The sequence below is a fragment of the Mesorhizobium sp. GbtcB19 genome, assembly GCF_019091085.1.
Classification (GTDB): domain Bacteria; phylum Pseudomonadota; class Alphaproteobacteria; order Rhizobiales; family Rhizobiaceae; genus Mesorhizobium.
Window position 1 is genome coordinate 440,888 of sequence record NZ_JAGXJY010000001.1, and the last position, 18,063, is coordinate 458,950.

The 18,063-nt window shown below is 63.7% G+C and carries 20 protein-coding genes; 9 read left to right on the forward strand and 11 right to left on the reverse strand.

Annotated features, from left to right (window positions below; all coding sequences use genetic code 11):
• Positions 1 to 18 precede the first annotated feature (18 nt).
• From KVT37_RS02065 to KVT37_RS02075, 3 genes are read right to left on the reverse strand one after another with little or no spacing between them, the layout of a single operon-like run.
• Positions 19 to 870 (reverse strand): ABC transporter permease, encoded by an 852-nt coding sequence (locus KVT37_RS02065; RefSeq protein WP_217569120.1) that lies wholly within the window; start codon positions 868 to 870, stop codon positions 19 to 21.
• Positions 857 to 1,675, reverse strand: coding sequence for an ABC transporter ATP-binding protein (locus KVT37_RS02070; RefSeq protein ID WP_217569122.1), 819 nt, complete (start codon positions 1,673 to 1,675; stop codon positions 857 to 859). The genes KVT37_RS02065 and KVT37_RS02070 overlap by 14 nt, the downstream gene beginning before the upstream one ends.
• A 15-nt stretch (positions 1,676 to 1,690) precedes the next feature.
• Positions 1,691 to 2,695 (reverse strand): ABC transporter substrate-binding protein, encoded by a 1,005-nt coding sequence (locus KVT37_RS02075; RefSeq protein ID WP_217569124.1) that lies wholly within the window; start codon positions 2,693 to 2,695, stop codon positions 1,691 to 1,693.
• 254 nt (positions 2,696 to 2,949) lie between these two features.
• Between KVT37_RS02075 and KVT37_RS02080 the strand changes: the two genes are divergently transcribed.
• From KVT37_RS02080 to KVT37_RS02090, 3 genes are all read left to right on the forward strand, one after another.
• Positions 2,950 to 3,333, forward strand: a complete 384-nt coding sequence (locus KVT37_RS02080) for a RidA family protein (protein ID WP_217569126.1) — start codon at positions 2,950 to 2,952, stop codon at positions 3,331 to 3,333.
• 59 nt (positions 3,334 to 3,392) lie between these two features.
• Entirely contained in the window at positions 3,393 to 4,190 is a 798-nt protein-coding gene (locus KVT37_RS02085) for a creatininase family protein (protein ID WP_217569128.1), read from the forward strand.
• Between the two features lie 66 nt (positions 4,191 to 4,256).
• Positions 4,257 to 4,676 (forward strand): lipocalin-like domain-containing protein, encoded by a 420-nt coding sequence (locus KVT37_RS02090; RefSeq protein ID WP_217569130.1) that lies wholly within the window; start codon positions 4,257 to 4,259, stop codon positions 4,674 to 4,676.
• Positions 4,677 to 4,719: 43 nt separating this feature from the next.
• On the opposite strand, the gene KVT37_RS02095 is transcribed toward KVT37_RS02090, so the two are convergent.
• On the reverse strand, positions 4,720 to 5,229 hold the full coding sequence (locus KVT37_RS02095; protein WP_217569132.1) for a tyrosine phosphatase family protein: 510 nt from the start codon (positions 5,227 to 5,229) through the stop codon (positions 4,720 to 4,722).
• A complete protein-coding gene (cobD, locus tag KVT37_RS02100) occupies positions 5,226 to 6,281 on the reverse strand; it encodes a threonine-phosphate decarboxylase CobD (protein ID WP_217569134.1) in 1,056 nt (351 codons plus the stop codon). The genes KVT37_RS02095 and cobD overlap by 4 nt, the downstream gene beginning before the upstream one ends.
• Between cobD and cbiB the strand changes: the two genes are divergently transcribed.
• On the forward strand, positions 6,280 to 7,269 hold the full coding sequence (cbiB, locus tag KVT37_RS02105) for an adenosylcobinamide-phosphate synthase CbiB (RefSeq protein ID WP_217569136.1): 990 nt from the start codon (positions 6,280 to 6,282) through the stop codon (positions 7,267 to 7,269). The genes cobD and cbiB overlap by 2 nt on opposite strands.
• On the opposite strand, the gene cobO is transcribed toward cbiB, so the two are convergent.
• The 3 genes from cobO to KVT37_RS02120 form a co-directional block, all read right to left on the reverse strand.
• Positions 7,266 to 7,895 (reverse strand): cob(I)yrinic acid a,c-diamide adenosyltransferase, encoded by a 630-nt coding sequence (cobO, locus tag KVT37_RS02110; RefSeq protein WP_217569138.1) that lies wholly within the window; start codon positions 7,893 to 7,895, stop codon positions 7,266 to 7,268. The two genes, cbiB and cobO, sit on opposite strands and share 4 nt — an antisense overlap.
• A 1-nt stretch (position 7,896) precedes the next feature.
• Complete coding sequence (gene cobU, locus KVT37_RS02115; RefSeq protein WP_217569140.1) at positions 7,897 to 8,442, reverse strand: bifunctional adenosylcobinamide kinase/adenosylcobinamide-phosphate guanylyltransferase; 546 nt, start codon at positions 8,440 to 8,442, stop codon at positions 7,897 to 7,899.
• 134 nt (positions 8,443 to 8,576) lie between these two features.
• Positions 8,577 to 9,263: a gamma-glutamylcyclotransferase gene (locus KVT37_RS02120; RefSeq protein WP_217569142.1), complete on the reverse strand. Its 687-nt coding sequence runs from the start codon at positions 9,261 to 9,263 to the stop codon at positions 8,577 to 8,579.
• Between the two features lie 104 nt (positions 9,264 to 9,367).
• Between KVT37_RS02120 and KVT37_RS02125 the strand changes: the two genes are divergently transcribed.
• Positions 9,368 to 10,546, forward strand: coding sequence for an aromatic ring-hydroxylating dioxygenase subunit alpha (locus tag KVT37_RS02125; protein WP_217569144.1), 1,179 nt, complete (start codon positions 9,368 to 9,370; stop codon positions 10,544 to 10,546).
• Here KVT37_RS02125 and KVT37_RS02130 read toward each other — a convergent pair.
• Complete coding sequence (locus tag KVT37_RS02130; protein ID WP_217569146.1) at positions 10,538 to 11,737, reverse strand: MFS transporter; 1,200 nt, start codon at positions 11,735 to 11,737, stop codon at positions 10,538 to 10,540. The genes KVT37_RS02125 and KVT37_RS02130 overlap by 9 nt on opposite strands.
• Before the next feature lie 227 nt (positions 11,738 to 11,964).
• Between KVT37_RS02130 and KVT37_RS02135 the strand changes: the two genes are divergently transcribed.
• Positions 11,965 to 12,966 carry a heparan-alpha-glucosaminide N-acetyltransferase gene (locus KVT37_RS02135; RefSeq protein WP_217569147.1) on the forward strand — a complete coding sequence of 334 codons (1,002 nt, stop codon included), beginning with the start codon at positions 11,965 to 11,967 and terminating at the stop codon, positions 12,964 to 12,966.
• Positions 12,963 to 13,442, forward strand: coding sequence for an isoprenylcysteine carboxylmethyltransferase family protein (locus KVT37_RS02140; protein WP_217569148.1), 480 nt, complete (start codon positions 12,963 to 12,965; stop codon positions 13,440 to 13,442). The genes KVT37_RS02135 and KVT37_RS02140 overlap by 4 nt, the downstream gene beginning before the upstream one ends.
• A gap of 306 nt (positions 13,443 to 13,748) precedes the next feature.
• Here KVT37_RS02140 and KVT37_RS02145 read toward each other — a convergent pair whose 3' ends face one another.
• Both KVT37_RS02145 and mgtE read right to left on the reverse strand, forming a co-directional pair.
• Positions 13,749 to 14,135 (reverse strand): MerR family DNA-binding transcriptional regulator, encoded by a 387-nt coding sequence (locus KVT37_RS02145; protein ID WP_027168973.1) that lies wholly within the window; start codon positions 14,133 to 14,135, stop codon positions 13,749 to 13,751.
• Between the two features lie 143 nt (positions 14,136 to 14,278).
• The gene (gene mgtE, locus KVT37_RS02150) at positions 14,279 to 15,676 is read right to left on the reverse strand and encodes a magnesium transporter (protein ID WP_217569900.1); all 1,398 of its coding nucleotides are present in this window, start codon (positions 15,674 to 15,676) and stop codon (positions 14,279 to 14,281) included.
• 380 nt (positions 15,677 to 16,056) lie between these two features.
• Here mgtE and KVT37_RS02155 point away from each other — a divergent pair, with 380 nt between their 5' ends.
• Together KVT37_RS02155 and KVT37_RS02160 are read left to right on the forward strand one after the other, a co-directional pair.
• Positions 16,057 to 16,728: a response regulator transcription factor gene (locus tag KVT37_RS02155; protein ID WP_254633750.1), complete on the forward strand. Its 672-nt coding sequence runs from the start codon at positions 16,057 to 16,059 to the stop codon at positions 16,726 to 16,728.
• Between the two features lie 134 nt (positions 16,729 to 16,862).
• The gene (locus KVT37_RS02160; protein WP_217569151.1) at positions 16,863 to 18,053 is read left to right on the forward strand and encodes an aminotransferase class V-fold PLP-dependent enzyme; all 1,191 of its coding nucleotides are present in this window, start codon (positions 16,863 to 16,865) and stop codon (positions 18,051 to 18,053) included.
• Positions 18,054 to 18,063: the final 10 nt, after the last annotated feature.

The window sequence follows — 18,063 nt, forward strand, 5'->3', positions numbered from 1 at the left end:
TCTGCGGTTCCAACCACCCTAGCGCTCCTGCTTGAGCGCGCTCTCGTGCCAGCGGCGCAGTATCAGATGCGACACCAGGGACAGCACCAGGAAGATCAGGATGCCGGTGAGCGAGATCAGGATCAGCGCCGCGAACAGGCGCGGCGCGTTGAGCCGATAGCCGGCCTCGATGATACGGGAAGCGAGCCCCGACGACTGCCCCTGCGCACCGGCGACGAATTCGGCCACGACCGCGCCGATCAGCGACAGGCCGCCGGCGATCTTCAACCCGCCGAGGAAATACGGCATCGCCGCGGGCAGGCGCAGATAGCGCAATTGCTGCCAGCGCGTCGCGCCGTTGAGCTTGAACAAGTCGCGTAAGTTGCGGTCGACTGAGTTCAGCCCGAGCGTGGTGTTGGACAGTATCGGGAAGAAGGCGACGATCCAGGCGCAAAGCAGCAGTTTGACCGTCTGGTTGTTCACATAGATGTTGATCAGCGGGAAGATGGCGACGATCGGCGTCACCTGCAGCACGATGGCGAAGGGGAAGAACGACATCTCCACCCATTTCGACTGCGCGAACAGCACCGCCAGTCCGACGCCGCCGATGACGGCGAGCAGCAGGCTGAGGAAAGTGATCCTGAGCGTCACCAGCAGTGAGGAAAACAACAGCCCGGCGTCGCTATGCAGCGTCTGCAGCACCACGCCGGGCCGCGGCAGAATATATTGCGGGATCTCGTTCCAGGCGCAGATACGGTCCCACAGCACGATCGCCAGCACCATGATCGCCAGCGGCAGCACCCATTTGCCGATGCGCTCCAGACGCTCCTGACGAGCGCGGCGCGCCTCCTCGGGATCGAGCCTCAGCGCGGTGTCTTCAATGGCCGTCATGATGGGGTCCGGCGGTTGAATTGATGGCGTTGACCAGTACGTCCGAAGCCTGGCGGCAAAGTGCTGCGTAATCGGGCGAGGTCCGGAACGCCTCGTCGCGCGGGTAAGGCGCATCGACAGGGAGTTCGCCGAAAACGCGGCCCGGCCGCGCGGCCATGACGACGACGCGGCTGGACAGGAACACGCTTTCGAAGACGCTGTGGGTAACGAAGACGACGGTGAAGCGCTCGTCCTGCCACAATTCCAGAAGGTCGTTGTTGAGCTTGAAGCGGGTGATCTCGTCGAGCGCCGCGAACGGCTCGTCCATCAAAAGGATGCGCGGCTTGGTCACCATAGCGCGCGCGATCGAAACGCGCATCTTCATGCCGCCGGAAAGCTCCCGCGGCACGGCGTTCTCGAAGCCGGTGAGATGGACGCGCGACAGCATCTCCATCACCGCCGGTTCGGCCTTGGTGCGCGACACGCCCTTCAGCCTGAGCGGCAGCCAGACATTGTCGAAGACGCTGGCCCAGGGCAGCAGCGTCGGCTCCTGGAAGACGAAGCCGATATTCGAGCGGTCGACCGGGCCGCGCCAGTCGAGCTGGCCGGAGGTCGGCGTCGACAGGCCGGCGATCAGCCTGAGTGCCGTCGACTTGCCGCAGCCGGACGGGCCGAGCAGGCTGAGGAAATCGCCCTCGCGGATGGCGAGGTCGACCTTGCTCAGCGCCGTCACGCCGTTGGAAAAGACCTTGCCGACATTACGCAGCGACAGCAGCATCGGGGCCTCGCCCGATGCCGCTTTCTGCGCCACTTTCTCCTGGATCATCTCAGGCGGGCCGCCTTACTTCTTCAGCTCCAGCCCGACACCCTTGTTGATGAAGGCCAGCGTGTAGGCCTTCTTGATGTCGATGCCCGGCTGCGCGACCTTGGCCTTGACCATCTTGTCGTAGAAGCTCTGGATGCGCGCGTCGGTCATGGCGCCGATGCCGAGCTTTTCCGAATCGCCGGAATCGACGACACCGAACTTCTTCAGCTGCTCGATCGAGAAGGCGATCTGCTCATCCGTCATGTCCGGATTGTCCTTCTTGATCATGTCGTTGGCGGCCTTGTTGTCGCCGTAGAGATACTTGTACCAGCCCTTGGCCGAGCCATCGACGAAGCACTGGACGACCTCAGGCCGCTTGTCGATCGTGTCCTGCATCACCTCGACGGTCGTTGCATAGGTTTCCCAGCCATAATCGGCGAGCAGGAACTGGTTCGGCACGAAGCCGCCCGCCTTCTGCACCGCGAACGGCTCGGACGTGACATAGCCCTGCTGGATCGACTTCTTGTTGGCGATGAAGGGCGCCGGATTGAAGGTGTAGGGCACGCGCTTGGCGGCATCGAAGCCGAGCTCGGTGACCATCCACTGGAAGAAGGTCTGCGCGCCCTCGTCGCCGAGAATGTACTGGTCGGCGTTCTTGAGATCCTCCCACTTGTCCAACCCCTGCCCCGGTTGAGACATGATGACCTGCGGGTCCTTCTGGAAATCGGCGGCGACGACGCGCATCGGGATGCCCTGCTGCACGGCGTCGAAGGCCGAAAGCAGATTGCCGCCCATGTAGAAATCGATCTTGCCGGCCAAGAGCATCGGCCGGCCGCTGACCTGCGGGCCGCCCTGCATGATGGTGACGTCGAGGCCGCAGGCGGCATAGGTGCCGTCGGCAACGGCCTGGTAGTAGCCGCCATGCTCCGGCTCGGCCAGCCAGTTGGTGCCGAACGTCACCTTCTCGTTGGCGGCCGCACCCAGCGTGCTCGCGGCAAGCAGGGCGATGGCGCCCGCCAGGATCTTTTCTTTTCCGATCATAAACATCACCCTCTCTTGGCTCCGGCGCGCTGCGCGCTGGGCTCGACACCATTTGTTCAAGAAGCAAGACACATGCCACCGCCTGGGCCGCCTGCTTGCGCGGCAGTCATTGCCAAGACCGGAAGGGGTCATGCTGTGCGCGAGGCATGGTGCCTATTTTTTGGACGCCTGTCCATAATCGCCCCGGCGGCATGCACCGCATCTTGAAGCTTTCATGAATCGAGCCTTAGTCTGCCGGCGAACAGGAGAATGCCATGCTGAAATACCTCGCCCCCAAATCGATCAAGCCGCCCTTCGCCCGCTACAGCCACGGCGTCGAAATCCCGGCCGGGAAGCGCCTGGTGCTGTGCTCCGGCCAATTGGGCATCGGTCCGGACGACGCTGTTCCCGAGGATACCGGCGCGCAAACGGAGCTGTGCTTCAAGAACATCGCCGCGATCTTGAGCGAGGCCGGCCTGACCTTGAACGACATCGTGCGCATCAATGCCTTCGTCACCGGCCGCGAACATCTGCAGGCCTATATGGATGTCCGCAACCGCCTGTTTTCCGACCCGGCGCCAGCCTCGACGCTGATGATCGTTTCCGGTTTCGCCCGCCCGGAATTCAAGGTCGAGGTGGAGGTGCTGGCTGCCGGCTGAAGGTTGCCCGTAGCTGTGAGGCGCTTTAGATCATCTCAAACAAGCCAGCGGAGACGACATTGACGACAAGACGAGTGTGGTGGGGCGACTACCGGACGACCGAATACGCCTCGATCGACGCCGAGGCGACGATCGCCGTGTTGCCGGTGGCGGCGATCGAGCAGCATGGCCCGCATCTGCCGGTCTCGACCGATACCTCGATCATGACGGGCATGCTGGAGACGGTGATCGCCCGCCTGCCCGAGGATCTCGACATCCGCATCCTGCCGGTGCAGGCGGTCGGCAAATCGAACGAGCACCTGCATGCACCGGGGACGCTGACCTTGCCCGCCACCAATTTGATCGACGCCTGGACCGAGCTCGGCCTGTCGGTCGCCCGCGCCGGGGTCAGAAAACTGATCATTGTCAATTCGCATGGCGGCAATGAAGAGATCATGGGCATCGTTTCGCGCGAATTGCGTGTGCGCGCCAAAATGCTGTCGGTGAAGACGAGCTGGCAACGCTTCGGCCGCCCGGCCGGCATGTACACCGATCTCGAGGACCGTCACGGCATCCATGGCGGTGATGTCGAGACCTCGCTGATGCTGCATTTCCGGCCCGACCTCGTCGACATGAGCAAGGCGGACAATTTCGTTTCCAATGTCGGCCGCGCCGAAAAGGAATTCGCCCTGCTGCGCCACACCGGCACGCATGCCTTCGCCTGGATCGCCAGCGACCTCAATCCGAACGGCGTGGTCGGCGATGCCTCGATCGCCACGGCCGAGAAGGGCCGGCTGACCGCGGAAATGCAGGCCGACGGTTTCATCAGCCTGGTCAAGGATGTTCGTAAGGCGAAGCTTGCGGAGTGGCTGGCATAGGGCGTTCGACCAGGCCGAGAAACTTAGAATTTCGATGAGACGCCCTTAACTGGAACAAGAAGTGTCATGTCCAATTCAGCATCGGGGCGCGGCGCATTGCCGGGATGGTGGAAGATCACATCTTTCCATGTCGAATTGGAAGACACTGGCGAGTGCCTAGACGCTTACGGCGTCGACCCTCTCGGCCACATCGTCATCATCGATGACCGGATGATGTCGATCCTCACATCGAGAGAGCGCACCGACACGGACGCTGCAGCCCTCTTCGAAACGATGATCGCCTACTCTGGCTCGTTCCGTATCGAAGATGACGCCAGGCTGGTCATAAAGGTAGACGCAGCGTGGCATCCGGCTTGGGTCGGCTCTGAACAAGTTCGATACGTTAATGTTGACGGTGACACTTTGTCGATAACCACGGCTTGGCAAACCCATCCGAAGTTCCCCGGGCGAACGGCGCGCGGCGTGCTGACGGCGCGAAGGTTGTAACTCTCGGTCCCGGCATGGAGCCCGAGCATGGCGAGCTTGGCGGTCAGCCGTCGATCCCGAGAACAAACGGTACGCCCTCGAAAGCGTCCGCCCCGCGCCCGATCGCCTCGATCGCCGCGATCATGCGGCCGTCGCGCTGAAGCAGCGTATCGGCCACCGCGATCAGCCGTGGATTGGGCGTCGCCGTCGGCGAGAGAAAGCGCAGCGTCTGGGCGAGTTCCATTTCGTCGCGCTCGGGCGAAAGCGCCGCCGCGATGATATAGGCCGACGCGGTCGAGCGGCTGACGCCGGCATAGCAGTGCACCACCAGCGGCTTTGCTCGGTCCCAACGGTAGGCGAAATCGAGCAAGGCGCGGACATGCTCCTCGCCGGGCATCGTCATGCCTTCCTGCGCGACGGCAATGTCGTGCATGACCAGGTGCAGGTGGTTTTCCGCCACGATGGAAGCCGGACGGATCACTTCCGTGCCGGCGGCGAGCAGCGACAGCAACCGCTGCGCCCCGGTCCTTGCCACGGTTTCGTCGACCTTCGACAGCGAACAGACATGGATCATCGTCCGAACTCCTTCGGCGCATCCTCGCGCCGCGCAGGCCAGGCCGCAAGGGCGCCTTCAAGGCGCTGCCATTCCGTCTCGCTGCCCGGCAGACCGACGCGCAAGACCTGCGGCCGCCCGGCAAAATGACGGACCAGCACGCCGCTCGAGCCAAGTGCCGAAAACAGGCTTGGCGCCTCGGGAAACGACAGATAGCGGAACAGGCTGGTGCCGCCGGCGACCGCAACATCGAACCGGCCAAGCAGCGTGTCGAGCCGCCCGGCATCCTGGGCCAGGCGTTGCCGCATATCGGCCTGCCATTCCGTATCCGACAACGCGCGGATGCCATATTCGAGCGCCGGGCCGGCCACCGCCCAGGGCCCCAGCTGCACATCCAGCCGCTCGGCCGTCAGTTGATCGGCCAGCGCGAAGCCAAGCCGTACACCGGCGAGGCCAAAAAACTTGCCGAACGAGCGCAGCACGACAATGCCGCCCTCCCCGACATCGCCGGCCAGGCTATGCTCGATCGGGCCGACATCCATGAAAGCCTCGTCGACGACAAGCAGCCCGCCCTTGGCGCGAAGCCGCGCGGCAAGGTCGAGCAGCCGGGCCTTTTCGATCACCCGACCGTCCGGATTGTTGGGGTTGACCAGCACCGCAAGGTCCGCCTCGACCAGCGCGTCGAAGTCGCCGACTTCCGCAACCGCATGGCCGGCGATGGCAGCGGCCCGGGCATGTTCGGCATAGGTCGGGCCGAGCACCAGCGCTTTGCCGGGCCGCACCAGCGAAGCGACGCGAGGCAAGAGAATTTGCGTGCCGGGCGCCGCCGCCACATGCGCCGCCGACGGCGCGCCATAGGCCGAAGCCGCAATTTCGGCCAATTCGCGCAGTTGTGCTGCCTCCGGCAATCGGGACAGGGCGGTGGCGGGCAATTCGAAAAGCGGATAGGAGTGCGGATTGATACCTGTCGACAGGTCCACGAAAGGTCTTGGTGCATGAGGAAAAAGCGCGCTTGCGCGGCCAAGGCTGCCGCCGTGATCCACCGCTGCAATCGCTCCGCTTAGAAGCTTCATGTCGATCCTGATCGCTTTCCTGTCACTCGCCGTCGAACGTACCCTCGGCTATCCGGACTGGCTGTTCAACGCCATCGGCCATCCGGTCACCTGGATCGGCAGGCTGATATCCTTTCTCGATCGCCGGCTCAACCGCGCCACCGATTCCGACGAAATCCGTCGCCGCCAGGGTGTGCGGGCGTTGCTCATTGTTTTGCTGGTGCCTGGCCTGATCGGCCTGGCGCTGCACGTTCTGCTGTGGATGATGTTCCCAACGGGTCTCGTCATCGCCGCCATCCTCGGCTCCACGCTGCTTTCGCAAAAAAGCCTCGCCGAGCATGTCGAGGAGGTCGCCGACGCGCTGGAGACCGGCGGCCTGACGCTCGGCCGCATCGCCGTTTCGCGCATCGTCGGCCGCGATCCGGAAAAGTTGGACAAGGCAGGTGTCGCCCGCGCGGCGATCGAAAGCCTGGCCGAAAACTTCTCCGACGGCATCGTTGCCCCCGCCTTTTGGACCGGCATCGGCGGCCTTGGCGGAGGTGCTGCCTACAAGGCCGCCAACACCGCCGATTCGATGATCGGCCACCGCACGCCGCAATACGAAGCCTTCGGCCGGGCCGCCGCCCGCTTCGACGACCTGATCAACCTGCCGGCGTCGCGGCTCACCGGCCTGCTCATCGTGCTCGCCGCCGTTCTGGTCCCGGGCGCCGATCCGCGCGGCGCCTGGCAAGTCATGCGGCGCGACGCCAGGAAACACCGCTCGCCCAATGCCGGCTGGCCGGAAGCCGCGATGGCCGGCGCCCTGGGCCTGTCGCTCGCCGGGCCGCGCAGCTATGGCGGCGAGGTCGTCGAGGACGCCTTCATGGGCGAAGGCGGCCGTCGCGAGGCCGAAAGCACCGACATCCGCCAGGCGCTGAAACTCTACCGCATGGCGGATTGGCTGCTGCTCGGCCTGTTCGCGATCCTCTCGGCCATCGTAATCTACCTGACCATTTTGATCAGCGGCTAAAATTCAATTCCCTGCTGGGCTTTCACGCCCGCCGAAAAATGGTGTTTCGTCAGCCCCATTTCGGTGACCAGGTCCGCCGCTTCCACCAGCAGGGGCTTGGCGTTGCGGCCGGTGACGATCACGTGCAGATCGTCCCGGCGCGCCTTCAGCGCCGCGACCACCTTCTCCAGGTCGAGATAATCATAGCGCAGCGCGATGTTGAGCTCGTCGAGCACGACAAGGCTGATCGACGGATCGGTCATCAGCTCCAGCGCTTTGGCCCAGGCGGCTTCGGCGGCGGCGACGTCGCGTTTGAGATCCTGCGTCTCCCAGGTGAACCCCTCGCCCATCGCATGCCAGACCACGCGGTCGCCAAAAGCGGCAAAGGCGTCCTTTTCGCCGGTATGCCATTTGCCCTTGATGAACTGGACGACGCCGACGCGTTTGCCGTAGCCCAGCATCCTCAGCGCCAGGCCGAAGGCCGCCGTGGTCTTGCCCTTGCCCGGCCCGGTGTTGACGATCAGCAGGCCCTTCTCGATCGTCTTGCCGGCCACTTCGGCATCCTGCACCGCCTTGCGCTTGGCCATCTTGGCGCGATGGCGCTCGGCTTCCTTTTCGTCAATGGGCTTATCTTCGATTTCGGCCATGTCATTTCACCTTGAGCGGCAGCCCCGCCACCATCATCAGTACACTATCGGCAACGGCCGCTACCTGCTGATTGAGCCGGCCGGCGGCGTCGCGGAACCGGCGCGCCAGTGCGTTATCGGGTACGATGCCGAGCCCGACTTCGTTCGAGACCACGAACCACGGTCCGCGCGGTCGCGACAGCACATCCGCCAGCCGCCGGCACTCGGCCTCGACATCATGCTCGGCCAGCATGTGGTTGGTGAGCCATAGCGTCAGGCAATCGATCAGCACCGGCTGACGGTCCGGCAGGGCTTCGATTGCGCCCACCAGATCGAGCGGCGCATCGACGGTGACCCAGCCTTCGCCGCGCCGCGACCGATGCAGCGCGATGCGCTCGCGCATCTCGTCGTCATAGGCCTGCGCCGTGGCGATGTAGGCCCAGGGCGACGGATGGGCGGTCGTCAGGTTCTCGGCATGCGAGCTCTTGCCCGAGCGCGCGCCGCCCAGAACGAAGGTCAGCTTCCGATCGGAAGTTTTATTGCCGCTCGCGGCTGTCGCGCCGGTCATTCCCTACCTTCGTGCTTGGATGAAATCTTGTAGCAGCCAATAGGCCCACAGGCCGCGACTTTAGGGAGAAGCACAACCACCGGCAAACCAAATCCCGCCACCGCCGGGCGCGATTGCGGCACGGCTTGCGGGCGCTACGAAGCGGCGATCCGGGCGGCGACGAGCTGCTGCAGCCGCCACAGATGCGCGTCGTGGATGCCGCGCTGCTCGAGATTCTTCACCGTGTTGTAGAGATAATCGGCGCCCGAACCCCAATGACCGCATGAAGTCGCAAGCCTCTCGACCACTTCGTCCTCGCTCATCGGCCCGGCATAGGTAGTGCCCTGGCGGTTGATGACAAAGGCCAACGCCCGCAGCGGGCCCCCCTCGCTCGCCAAATTGAGCAGGCGCGGATGGTAGCTGGTCGGCTTCAGCGTCACCTCTCGCCGCAGGATCTTGTCGAGTTGCTCGCGCCTGTCGCCGTCACCCAACCGAAACGCTACGCCCTTGCATTGTCCGCCGCGATCCAGCGCCATCATCAGCCCGGGTTGCTCCTTGGTGCCGCGCCAGCGCGTCATGTTCATGCAGAAGGATCTGTGCCAGCCGCGCAGCAGGGCCACACGCTCCTCGATATGTTCGATCTCGGGCTTCCAGATCAGCGAGCCATAGCCGAACAGCCAAAGCGGTTCGTTGGCGGGAAGCTGCGACTCCAGCGTACGCACCATTGCGTTATAGTCGCTGTCATCCAGATGCGCCGCGTCGGGATCGGGTCCGCTATCCTCGACAATGCGAAAGCAGCGGGCGACCAGTTCCTCGGTAAGCGACATGGTTCTTGGCAGCATGGGCGTGACCTTAAAGTCCCCGCGCAGGCGCTACAATCCGGGAGGACCGGCAATTGACAACAGCTTTGTCGAGGTGTCGGCTGTCGTCAGCCAGGGAGAAGCCGATGCAGCCCGATCCTAGCCAGCGCGACCCTTATAACGGTCTGACCACCCTGCAGACGACGCTCCCGTCGGCGACCTATTGGAACGTGGACGCCTACCGGCGCGATCTGGAGGCTATCTGGTACCGGAGCTGGCTGATGGTCTGCCGCGAGGCCGACCTCGCCGAGCCACTCGCCTTCCGGACGGTCCGCATCGGCACGCAGGAGATCGTCGTGCTGCGCGACGAGACCGGCGCCTTGCAAGCCTTCCACAACACCTGCCGGCATCGCGGCTCGCAGCTCTGCCAGGAAAGCGCCGGGCGGCTGAAGGCCAGGCTGCTGACCTGCCCCTACCACGCCTGGTCCTATTCGCTGCGCGGCGATCTCGTGCGCGTGCCCTCGAAATCGCTGCCTGCAGGCTTCGACAAGGCCGACTATCCGCTCTACCGCGTCGCGCTCTCGGTCTGGCGCGGCTTCGTCTTCGTCAACCTCGCGGAAGATGCCAGCGGTTCAGCGGAAGCTTCCTTCGACCGGGCCTCCGGCGATCTTTCCAACTGGCCGCTGGAAAGCCTCGTCACCGGTCACCGGCTCACCAAGGTGATGAACTGCAACTGGAAGATCTTCTGGGAAAACTTCAACGAATGCCTGCACTGCCCGGGCGTCCACAAGGATCTGTCGCGGCTGGTGCCGATCTACGGCCGCGGGCTGATGGCAAGGCATGACGACCCGGAATGGGTGCACCATGCCGACAATGACGATCCGGAATTCTCCGGCCGCCTGCGCGCCGGCGCCGAGACCTGGTCGCGGGACGGCCATGTCCACGGCCCGGTCTTTCCGGGCTTAACGCCGGCCGAGCGGGCCGCCGGCCAGACCTACGCCACGTCACTGCCCTCAATGTTCATTGTCGGCCATGTCGATTACATGCGCACGGTGCGGCTCGCCCCGCTCGGCCCCGAGCAGACCGAGCTGACGGCCGAATGGCTGTTCGCGCCGGATGCGCTGGGTAAGACCGATATCGACAACATCGTCGCCTTCGGCACACAGGTGCTCGAGGAAGACGCCGCGATCTGCGAGGTCAACCAGAAGGGACTGCGCTCGATGCGCCATCAAGCCGGCGTGCTGATGCCGGAAGAATACGACCTGCACCGCTTCCACGATTGGGTGCGCGGACGTCATGCGGCACTCCAAGCCAATTCAAAATGACTTCGGCAGGTAGCGCCAGGTGACGAAACCGCAGAAGGCGGCCAGGATGCCGAGCGTGACGAACACCGAACCCAGCCCGAAGAAAGACAGCACCACCGAATAGACCAGCGGCGGCGTCAGCTCGGAGAAATCGAGATAGGTGCGATAGACCGCCGCCATCTGCGCTTTTTCGTAGGAGCGCACCGAGCGCATGAAGGCGGTCGAGCCGAGCGCGTCGAGCGCGATGGTGAACAGGGCGCCGAAGAGCAGCAGCGCGCCGGTCAAGAGCGGCGCGGCCTCGCCCACGCCGCCGGCCGCAAACAGCACGGCCGCCATGGCGAAATAGGCGAAGGTCATGACCCGCCTTCCGCCGAAACGCCTGCCCGCCCTGCCCCAGAAGATCGCCATGAACAGAAGCGCGTTGCCGGCCGAAACCAGCAAACCGCCGGCAAGCTTACCCTCGCCGGTGATCACCATGAACAGCGGGCCGTAGACGAAGAACGTCGTCCAGAAGCAGGAGCGGCCGAAGGCGATCAGCCAGGCAAGCCTCAACCTCGGCTGCCTGACGAAGCGGCCGATATTGGCCAGCGGATTGGCGGGGCGCGACTTGCCGGGCCGGATCGACTGGTTGTCGGTCAGCCGGTAGAACCAGAACAGGCAAAGCAGCGCGAAGGCAAAGACCACGACCGCGCCATGCGCGGCATAGATGCCGAAATGCGTGTAGAGGAAGATGCCGAGCGTCGGCCCGCCCGTCCAGGCGAACATCGACCACGCCATGCGCAGCGATTCCGCCTGCATGAAGTCGGTCTTGCGGATGTGATCCATGATGTAGAGGTTGAGCGTGATCGACAGCGCGCTCGCCCCCATGACGCGGCAGAGCATGCCGGCGATCTGTCCGGGCAGAGTGTGGGTGACGAAGAAGGCCGAGCCGATCGCCAGCAACATGCAGCCGGCCGTGTAGACCCAGCGTCGCGCGAACCGGCGGATGAGCATCGGCATGAACAGCGTGACCGAAAGGCCCATCAGCGACACGATGGTGTAAAGGATCGAGACGATCCGCTCATTGTGCAGGATCTCGTAGGCCTGGATCGGGATCACGCTAGAGATTGTCGCGCGGGCGAAGGATTCCACCGCATAGAGCGAGGCGAAGGTGCGCGCATCCGCCGGCCGCAGGGCCGGAAGCCAGATCGGATGGCGCACATGGGTGGACATCGGCCCTCCGAAAATGAATCGTTTGTCGAATCTGGCCGGACCAGTCCCTGCCCGGTAGCAGGAAACCGACTCTCACCGGCCGAAAAGCGAAGCCGGTCAAAGGCTTTCCGCCGCTGGCCTAAGGCGGAATTTCATGGCTGCCATCAAACGCATTGATGGCCGGCAGCTTCTGTCGTCCAATCGAACCGTGATAGTCGTTCGGCACCACTGAATCGGATTGCGTGACGATGAACCTTCAAACGACGAGCGAACCCGTTCAGGACGCGCCCAAGCAGGGTCGCATCGTCGCCTTCGACATCCTTCGCGGCATCGCGCTGATTGCGATGGCGAGCTACCATTTCACCTGGGATCTCGAAAACTTCGGCTACACCGCGCCCGGCCTCACCGCTTTCGGCTGGTGGAAGTTTTATGCCCGCTGCATCGCCTCGACCTTCCTGTTCCTGGTCGGCGTAAGCCTGTTTCTCGCCCATGGCCGCCGGATCCGCTGGCCGGGCTTCTGGAGGCGCTTTGCCATGGTCGCCGTGGCGGCGGCAGCAATTTCTGCCGTCACTTATTTCGTCACCCCGGACGGCTTCATCTTCTTCGGCATCCTGCACGAGATCGCGCTGGCCAGCCTGCTCGGCCTCGCCTTTCTCAGGCTGCCGGCACTGCTGACCGCGATCATCGCCGCGGCCGTCATTGCAGCACCCTACTATCTACGGTCGGAGTTTTTCGACCATCCGGCGCTGTGGTGGGTCGGCCTTTCCGCCACCAACCCGCGCTCCAACGACTATGTCCCGTTCTTTCCCTGGTTCGGCCCTGTTCTGCTGGGGATCGCGGCGGTCAAACTTGCTTCAGCGTCAGGCCTGCTTGCCCGGCTGGGAGCGTGGACGCCCGGCCGCTGGTCGAACCCGCTGACCTTCATCGGCCGGCACAGCCTCGCCTTCTACCTCATCCACCAGCCGCTTCTGTTCGGCTCGGTGTGGCTGTTCTCGCAGGTCATGCCTGCCGCCCCTCAGGACAGGGAAGCCGCCTTCCTGCCGGCCTGCCAGGCGCAGTGCGAACAGCAGCGGGACAGCAAGTTCTGTTCAAGCTATTGTAGCTGCATGCTGGACACGCTGAAGGGCGAAGGGTCTCTCGACAAGCTCTATAGCAACGACCAGTCCAGCGTCTGGAAATCGCATCTGGCCGACCTGGCGGAAACCTGCACCGCCGCGACCGAGGACCAGATGGAGGGAGGGCAGCAATGACGGGCATCGCAAAGCCCAGACACGGGATCATTCCCTGGCCGCCGGTGATCTATGTCGCGGCAATTGCGGCGAGCATCGCCCTCGGCATGCTCTACCCGCTGCCCTGGATCGGCGACATCTTCGGCGATCTGATGTTCGGCGTCGGTTGGGTGGCGTTGTTCGGGGTCGCCATGCTGTGGATCACGGCCATCCGCGCCATGTTCAAGGCCAGGACGACGCTCGATCCCAACGCCGAGCCGGACCATCTGGTGACTTCGGGCCCCTTCGGCATCACCCGCAACCCGATGTATCTCGCCAACACGCTGCTGCTGATCGGCGTCGCCTTCGTCACCGGCATCGCCTGGTTCCTGATCTTCGCCTTCCTCGCCGCTTTCGCCACGCAGAAGCTGGCGATCGAGAAGGAAGAAAAGATCCTGACGGCGAAGTTCGGCAAGAAATACCGCGACTACGCAAAAAGGGTGCGGCGCTGGATTTGAGGCCGCGTCAGCAATGAAGGTTGGTTGGTGCAAGCAGGTCGCATCTCAGCGGTCAACAAAAGCGTCCGAAACGTCGTCATTCCAGGGCGGAGCAAGGAGCGAAGCGACGCGCGCAGACCCTAGAATCCATTCCGTTACCTATGGGCGTTGCGGCGGTGCAGAAAGCCTTGTTCTGCACCGTCTTCGCCCTTCGATAGTCACGGAATGGATCCTCGGGTCTTCGCTCCGCTTCGCGTCGCTACGCCCAAGGATGACGAAGTTTGGAGCGCTTCGCCAATCACCAGGGCCCACTATGCCAGGCGCCGTCTACGTATTAACACCCAGCTCGGCCAGCCGCTCCACGCAGGACTCCTCGGCCTGGTCCAGTTCGGCCAGCGTCTCTTCCAGGTCGCGCCGCTTCTGGCGCAGGTCCTCGCGCTTCTCCTCGATACGCTTGATCATCAGCTTGAGCTGGCCGACCTCGCCGGGCGGCTCCTTGTACATCTGGATGATCTCGCGGATCTCGTTGATCGAGAAGCCGAGCCGCTTTCCCCGCATGATTTGACGGATGAGGTGCCGGTCCGACGGCCGGAACAGCCGCGTGCGGCCGCGCCTGACGGGCTGCACCAGCCCTTCGTCCTCGTAAAACCGCAACGTCCGCGTCGACACGTCGAACTCGCGTGTCAGCTCGGTGATCGTATAATATTCCCGCATTCCCGCTCCCAAAGTCCGGACACCTCCGCCTGGAGCGTCGCCCTTCCCGCCGATCAGACCCTTCCATGCCGGAATCGGCACTTAACCCCGGGGCAACCTCGCACGGCATTTACGTAAAAGTCAATTAACGTGGCTTGCTGATTTTAGGGCACGCTAAACCACCACGTCGCCAAACCAAGGAAGGCAAAGAAGCCGACGCAGTCGGTGACAGTCGTGACGAAGACTGCGGAGGCCACCGCCGGATCGATCTTGAAACGGTCGAGCACCAGCGGAATGAGGATCCCGGCAAGTGCTGCCGCGAACATGTTGATGATCATCGCCGCCGCGATGATCCCGCCCAGATTGGCGTCGCGGAACCAGAAACCGGCGACCATGCCGATCAGCACAGCGAACACCACGCCATTGATGAACCCGACACCGAGCTCACGGCGGATGATGCGCGCGGCGTTGTAGATATCGAGGTCCTTGGTCGCCAGCGCCCGCACCGTCACCGTCATGGTCTGCGAGCCGGCATTGCCGCCCATGCCGGCGACGATCGGCATGAGCACGGCAAGCGCCACGATATGCTCGATCGTGCGGTCGAACAGGCCGATGACCGAAGCGGCCAGGAAAGCGGTCAACAGGTTGACCAGCAGCCATGGCACGCGCGAGCGCGAGGTGGCGAGCACCGTGTCCGACAACTCTTCGTCGCCGACGCCGCCCATGCGCAGCAGGTCTTCCTCCGCCTCCTCCTGGATGACGTCGACCACGTCGTCGATAGTGAGCACGCCGACCAGCCGCTCATTCTCGTCGACCACGGCGGCCGAAAGGAGATCGTATTGTTCGAATTCGCGCGCGGCCTCTTCCTGGTCCATCGTGGCCGGAATGGCGTGGCGCGTCTCATGCATAACCTCCTCGACCTTGACCGCCCGCTTGGTGCGCAAGATCTGGTCGAGGTCGATGGCGCCGACCAGCTTGAAGCTCGGATCGATGACGAATATCTGGCTGAAGCGCTCGGGAAGGTCCTTGTCCTCGCGCATGTAGTCGATGGTCTGGCCGATCGTCCAGAAGGGCGGGACGGCGACGAACTCGGTTTGCATACGCCGGCCGGCCGTCTCTTCCGGATAATCCAGCGCGCGCCTGAGCCTGATGCGCTCGGTGAACGGCAGTTGCGACAGGATCTCGTCCTGGTCCTCCTGGTCGAGATCCTCCAGAATGTAGACGGCGTCGTCGGAATCGAGCTCCTGCACCGCCTGCGCGATCTGCTCGTTGGGCAGATTGTCGACGATGTCCATGCGGATCGCTTCGTCGACTTCTGTCAGCGCGGAGAAGTCGAAATCGGAGCCGAGCAACTCGACCAGCGCCCGGCGTTGTTCGGGATGCAGCGCCTCGAGCACGTCGCCCAGTTCCGACTGGTGCAGGTCGTCGACTTCACGCTTGAGCGTGGTCGTGTCACGATCGGCGATCGCCGCGCCGATCTGGGCAAGAAACGCGGCCCGCACGGCGCCATCCTCGCCATAGATGTCGGCGTGCTGCTCCTCGGCGGGCGCGGCGCCGGTCATCTCTCTGTCCTGGCCTTCCACCAGCGCCTCCCGCAACAGGAATCCCGAAAGGGTTCAAAATCAGGTCTAGCGCATGACTCCGAGAACGGGAAACCGCTTTCGGAGAAATCCCAGACCTTTGCGGCAGATAGCACGACGATGAGATTCTTCTTGGGAAGATGTCGCGCTAGAGTCCGGAATAGCCGAGGAAATATCGCGGCGATCTTGCCCTCATAGTCGCTGACTTACGAAAGGTCGCAGCTGTGACAATCCCTCCAGCCGACGCGACAGCGCATGTCGCTGGGGAAAGAGCACCCCTTCACCTTTGAGGCAGAATTGTCATGATGCATGATCCAACCGGATTTGCGCATTGCCAAACGGTCCGAGGACAAACGCTGCCCTTGAACATCAAGTCCGCAAAGACGAACCAGGCAAATACCGAGCGGCGCGTTCGCGTGGTCGTTGCCGAACGCAATCCGCTCGTTGTTTCGGCGCTGCGTGAAATGCTGGAATGCGACGGCCGCTTCGATCTGCTCAGCGCCGTGCACAGCGGCTCACAATTTCTGGAACTGGCCGCCGCCACGAAATTCGATGTCGGCATCATCGGCTGGAAGCTCGCGGACATGGACGGCGCCGACGTGCTCACGGAGGTTCAGAGCCGCCAGCTTGGCGTGCGCATCACGGTCTTCTCCAACGACCACGATATCGGCATTCTGAAGCAGTGCGTGCGCCTCGGCGCGCAGGGCTACTGTTTCCAGTTCGACGATCCGCCGGTGATCTTCGAGACGATCCTGGCGGTCGCGCATGGCCGCATCTGCATCCCCTATATCGACATCAACAAGGTCAACGACACGCCGCTGTCCCGGCTCACCGTGCGCGAACGCGAATTGCTGGCGGTGCTGTCCGACGGCTGGACCAACCTGCAGATCGCAACGCGGACAGGAATTTCCGAGAACACGGTGAAGTACCACCTCAAGAATCTCTACGACAAGCTGGACGTCCGCAACCGCGCCATGGCCGTCGCGCTCTATTCCAGCGAGAAGCGGCGCAACTCGAAATCGCCTTTCGGGTAGGCCGCCCAGGTCGCCAATCGGGTAGGACCATCCCACCCGCAAGGGCCAACAACTTACCCGGCAAGGTGTTGTTGGCGAGCCTCTTCAAAACCAGAATTCCTCCACAATCCAAAACGATCGGAGGAGTTTCGCGCATGGCTGGGTTCACTCATCTCTTCATCCCAGGACCCACCAACATTCCGGAACAAGTCCGGCAGGCCATGAACCTGCCGATGGAGGATATGCGCGCCGGCTCCTTCCCCAACCTGACGCTGCCGCTGTTCGAGGACATCAAGAAGGTCTTCAAGAATGAGACCGGCCGCGTCTTCATCTACCCCTCTTCCGGCACGGGCGCCTGGGAAGCGGCAATGACCAACGTGCTCAGCCCCGGCGACAGGGTGCTGATGTCGCGCTTCGGCCAGTTCTCGCATCTGTGGGTCGACATGGCCGAGCGTCTCGGCTTCGAGGTGGACGTCATCGATTGTGAATGGGGCACCGGCGTCCCGCTCGAGCTCTATGCCGAGAAGCTTCGCGCCGACAAGGCGCACCGCATCAAGGCCGTCTTCTGCACCCAGAACGAGACCGCGACCGGCGTCACCAGCGATGTCGCCGGCTGCCGTGCCGCGCTCGACGCGGTGAACCACCCGGCGCTCCTCTTCGTCGACGGCGTCTCCTCGATCGGCTCGATCGATTTCCGCCAGGAGGAATGGGGCGTCGACTGCGCCGTCAGCGGCTCGCAGAAGGGTTTCATGCTGCCGGCCGGCCTCGGCTTCCTGTCGGTCAGCCAGAAGGCGCTTGCCGCTTCGCGGGTCGCCACGCACCGGCACTGCTACTTCTCCTTCGACGACATGATCCGCACCAACGACGCCGGTTACTTCCCCTATACGCCGGCCACCCAGCTGCTGCGTGGCCTGCGCGCGTCGCTTGACCTGATCGCCGAGGAAGGGCTGGAGAACATCTTCGCCCGTCACCATCGCCTCGCAGAAGGCGTGCGCAAGGCGGTCGACGCCTGGGGCCTGAAGCTCTGCGCCAAGACCCCGCAATGGCACTCCGATACGGTGAGCGCCATCCTGGTGCCGGAAGGCATCGACAGCGCCAACGTCGTCAAGCGCGCCTACAACGCCTACCAGACGTCGCTGGGCGGCGGCCTCAACAAGGTGGCCGGCAAGGTCTTCCGCATCGGCCATCTCGGCTGGCTGAACGAGGTGATGGTGCTGGCCTCGCTGTCGGCCGCCGAAATGACGCTGCTCGACTGCGGCGTGCGCCTGGCGCCAGGCTCGGGCGTGGCGGCGGCGATCGAGCACTTCCGCCGCACGGCCGACATGCCCGTCGCCAAGGCTGCGTGAGGAGCGGGAC

What these genes read in the sequence shown, in the direction of transcription:
- KVT37_RS02145 (WP_027168973.1), bottom strand. Translation starts at nt 14,135, where the DNA reads ATGCGGGAATATTATACGATCACCGAGCTGACACGCGAGTTCGACGTG.
- KVT37_RS02120 (WP_217569142.1), bottom strand. Translation starts at nt 9,263, where the DNA reads ATGCTGCCAAGAACCATGTCGCTTACCGAGGAACTGGTCGCCCGCTGC.
- KVT37_RS02125 (WP_217569144.1), top strand. Translation starts at nt 9,368, where the DNA reads ATGCAGCCCGATCCTAGCCAGCGCGACCCTTATAACGGTCTGACCACC.
- KVT37_RS02135 (WP_217569147.1), top strand. Translation starts at nt 11,965, where the DNA reads ATGAACCTTCAAACGACGAGCGAACCCGTTCAGGACGCGCCCAAGCAG.
- cbiB (WP_217569136.1), top strand. Translation starts at nt 6,280, where the DNA reads ATGTCGATCCTGATCGCTTTCCTGTCACTCGCCGTCGAACGTACCCTC.
- KVT37_RS02095 (WP_217569132.1), bottom strand. Translation starts at nt 5,229, where the DNA reads ATGATCCATGTCTGTTCGCTGTCGAAGGTCGACGAAACCGTGGCAAGG.
- KVT37_RS02075 (WP_217569124.1), bottom strand. Translation starts at nt 2,695, where the DNA reads ATGATCGGAAAAGAAAAGATCCTGGCGGGCGCCATCGCCCTGCTTGCC.
- KVT37_RS02140 (WP_217569148.1), top strand. Translation starts at nt 12,963, where the DNA reads ATGACGGGCATCGCAAAGCCCAGACACGGGATCATTCCCTGGCCGCCG.
- KVT37_RS02070 (WP_217569122.1), bottom strand. Translation starts at nt 1,675, where the DNA reads ATGATCCAGGAGAAAGTGGCGCAGAAAGCGGCATCGGGCGAGGCCCCG.
- cobD (WP_217569134.1), bottom strand. Translation starts at nt 6,281, where the DNA reads ATGAAGCTTCTAAGCGGAGCGATTGCAGCGGTGGATCACGGCGGCAGC.
- KVT37_RS02090 (WP_217569130.1), top strand. Translation starts at nt 4,257, where the DNA reads ATGTCCAATTCAGCATCGGGGCGCGGCGCATTGCCGGGATGGTGGAAG.
- cobO (WP_217569138.1), bottom strand. Translation starts at nt 7,895, where the DNA reads ATGGCCGAAATCGAAGATAAGCCCATTGACGAAAAGGAAGCCGAGCGC.
- cobU (WP_217569140.1), bottom strand. Translation starts at nt 8,442, where the DNA reads ATGACCGGCGCGACAGCCGCGAGCGGCAATAAAACTTCCGATCGGAAG.
- KVT37_RS02160 (WP_217569151.1), top strand. Translation starts at nt 16,863, where the DNA reads ATGGCTGGGTTCACTCATCTCTTCATCCCAGGACCCACCAACATTCCG.
- KVT37_RS02065 (WP_217569120.1), bottom strand. Translation starts at nt 870, where the DNA reads ATGACGGCCATTGAAGACACCGCGCTGAGGCTCGATCCCGAGGAGGCG.
- mgtE (WP_217569900.1), bottom strand. Translation starts at nt 15,676, where the DNA reads ATGACCGGCGCCGCGCCCGCCGAGGAGCAGCACGCCGACATCTATGGC.
- KVT37_RS02080 (WP_217569126.1), top strand. Translation starts at nt 2,950, where the DNA reads ATGCTGAAATACCTCGCCCCCAAATCGATCAAGCCGCCCTTCGCCCGC.
- KVT37_RS02130 (WP_217569146.1), bottom strand. Translation starts at nt 11,737, where the DNA reads ATGTCCACCCATGTGCGCCATCCGATCTGGCTTCCGGCCCTGCGGCCG.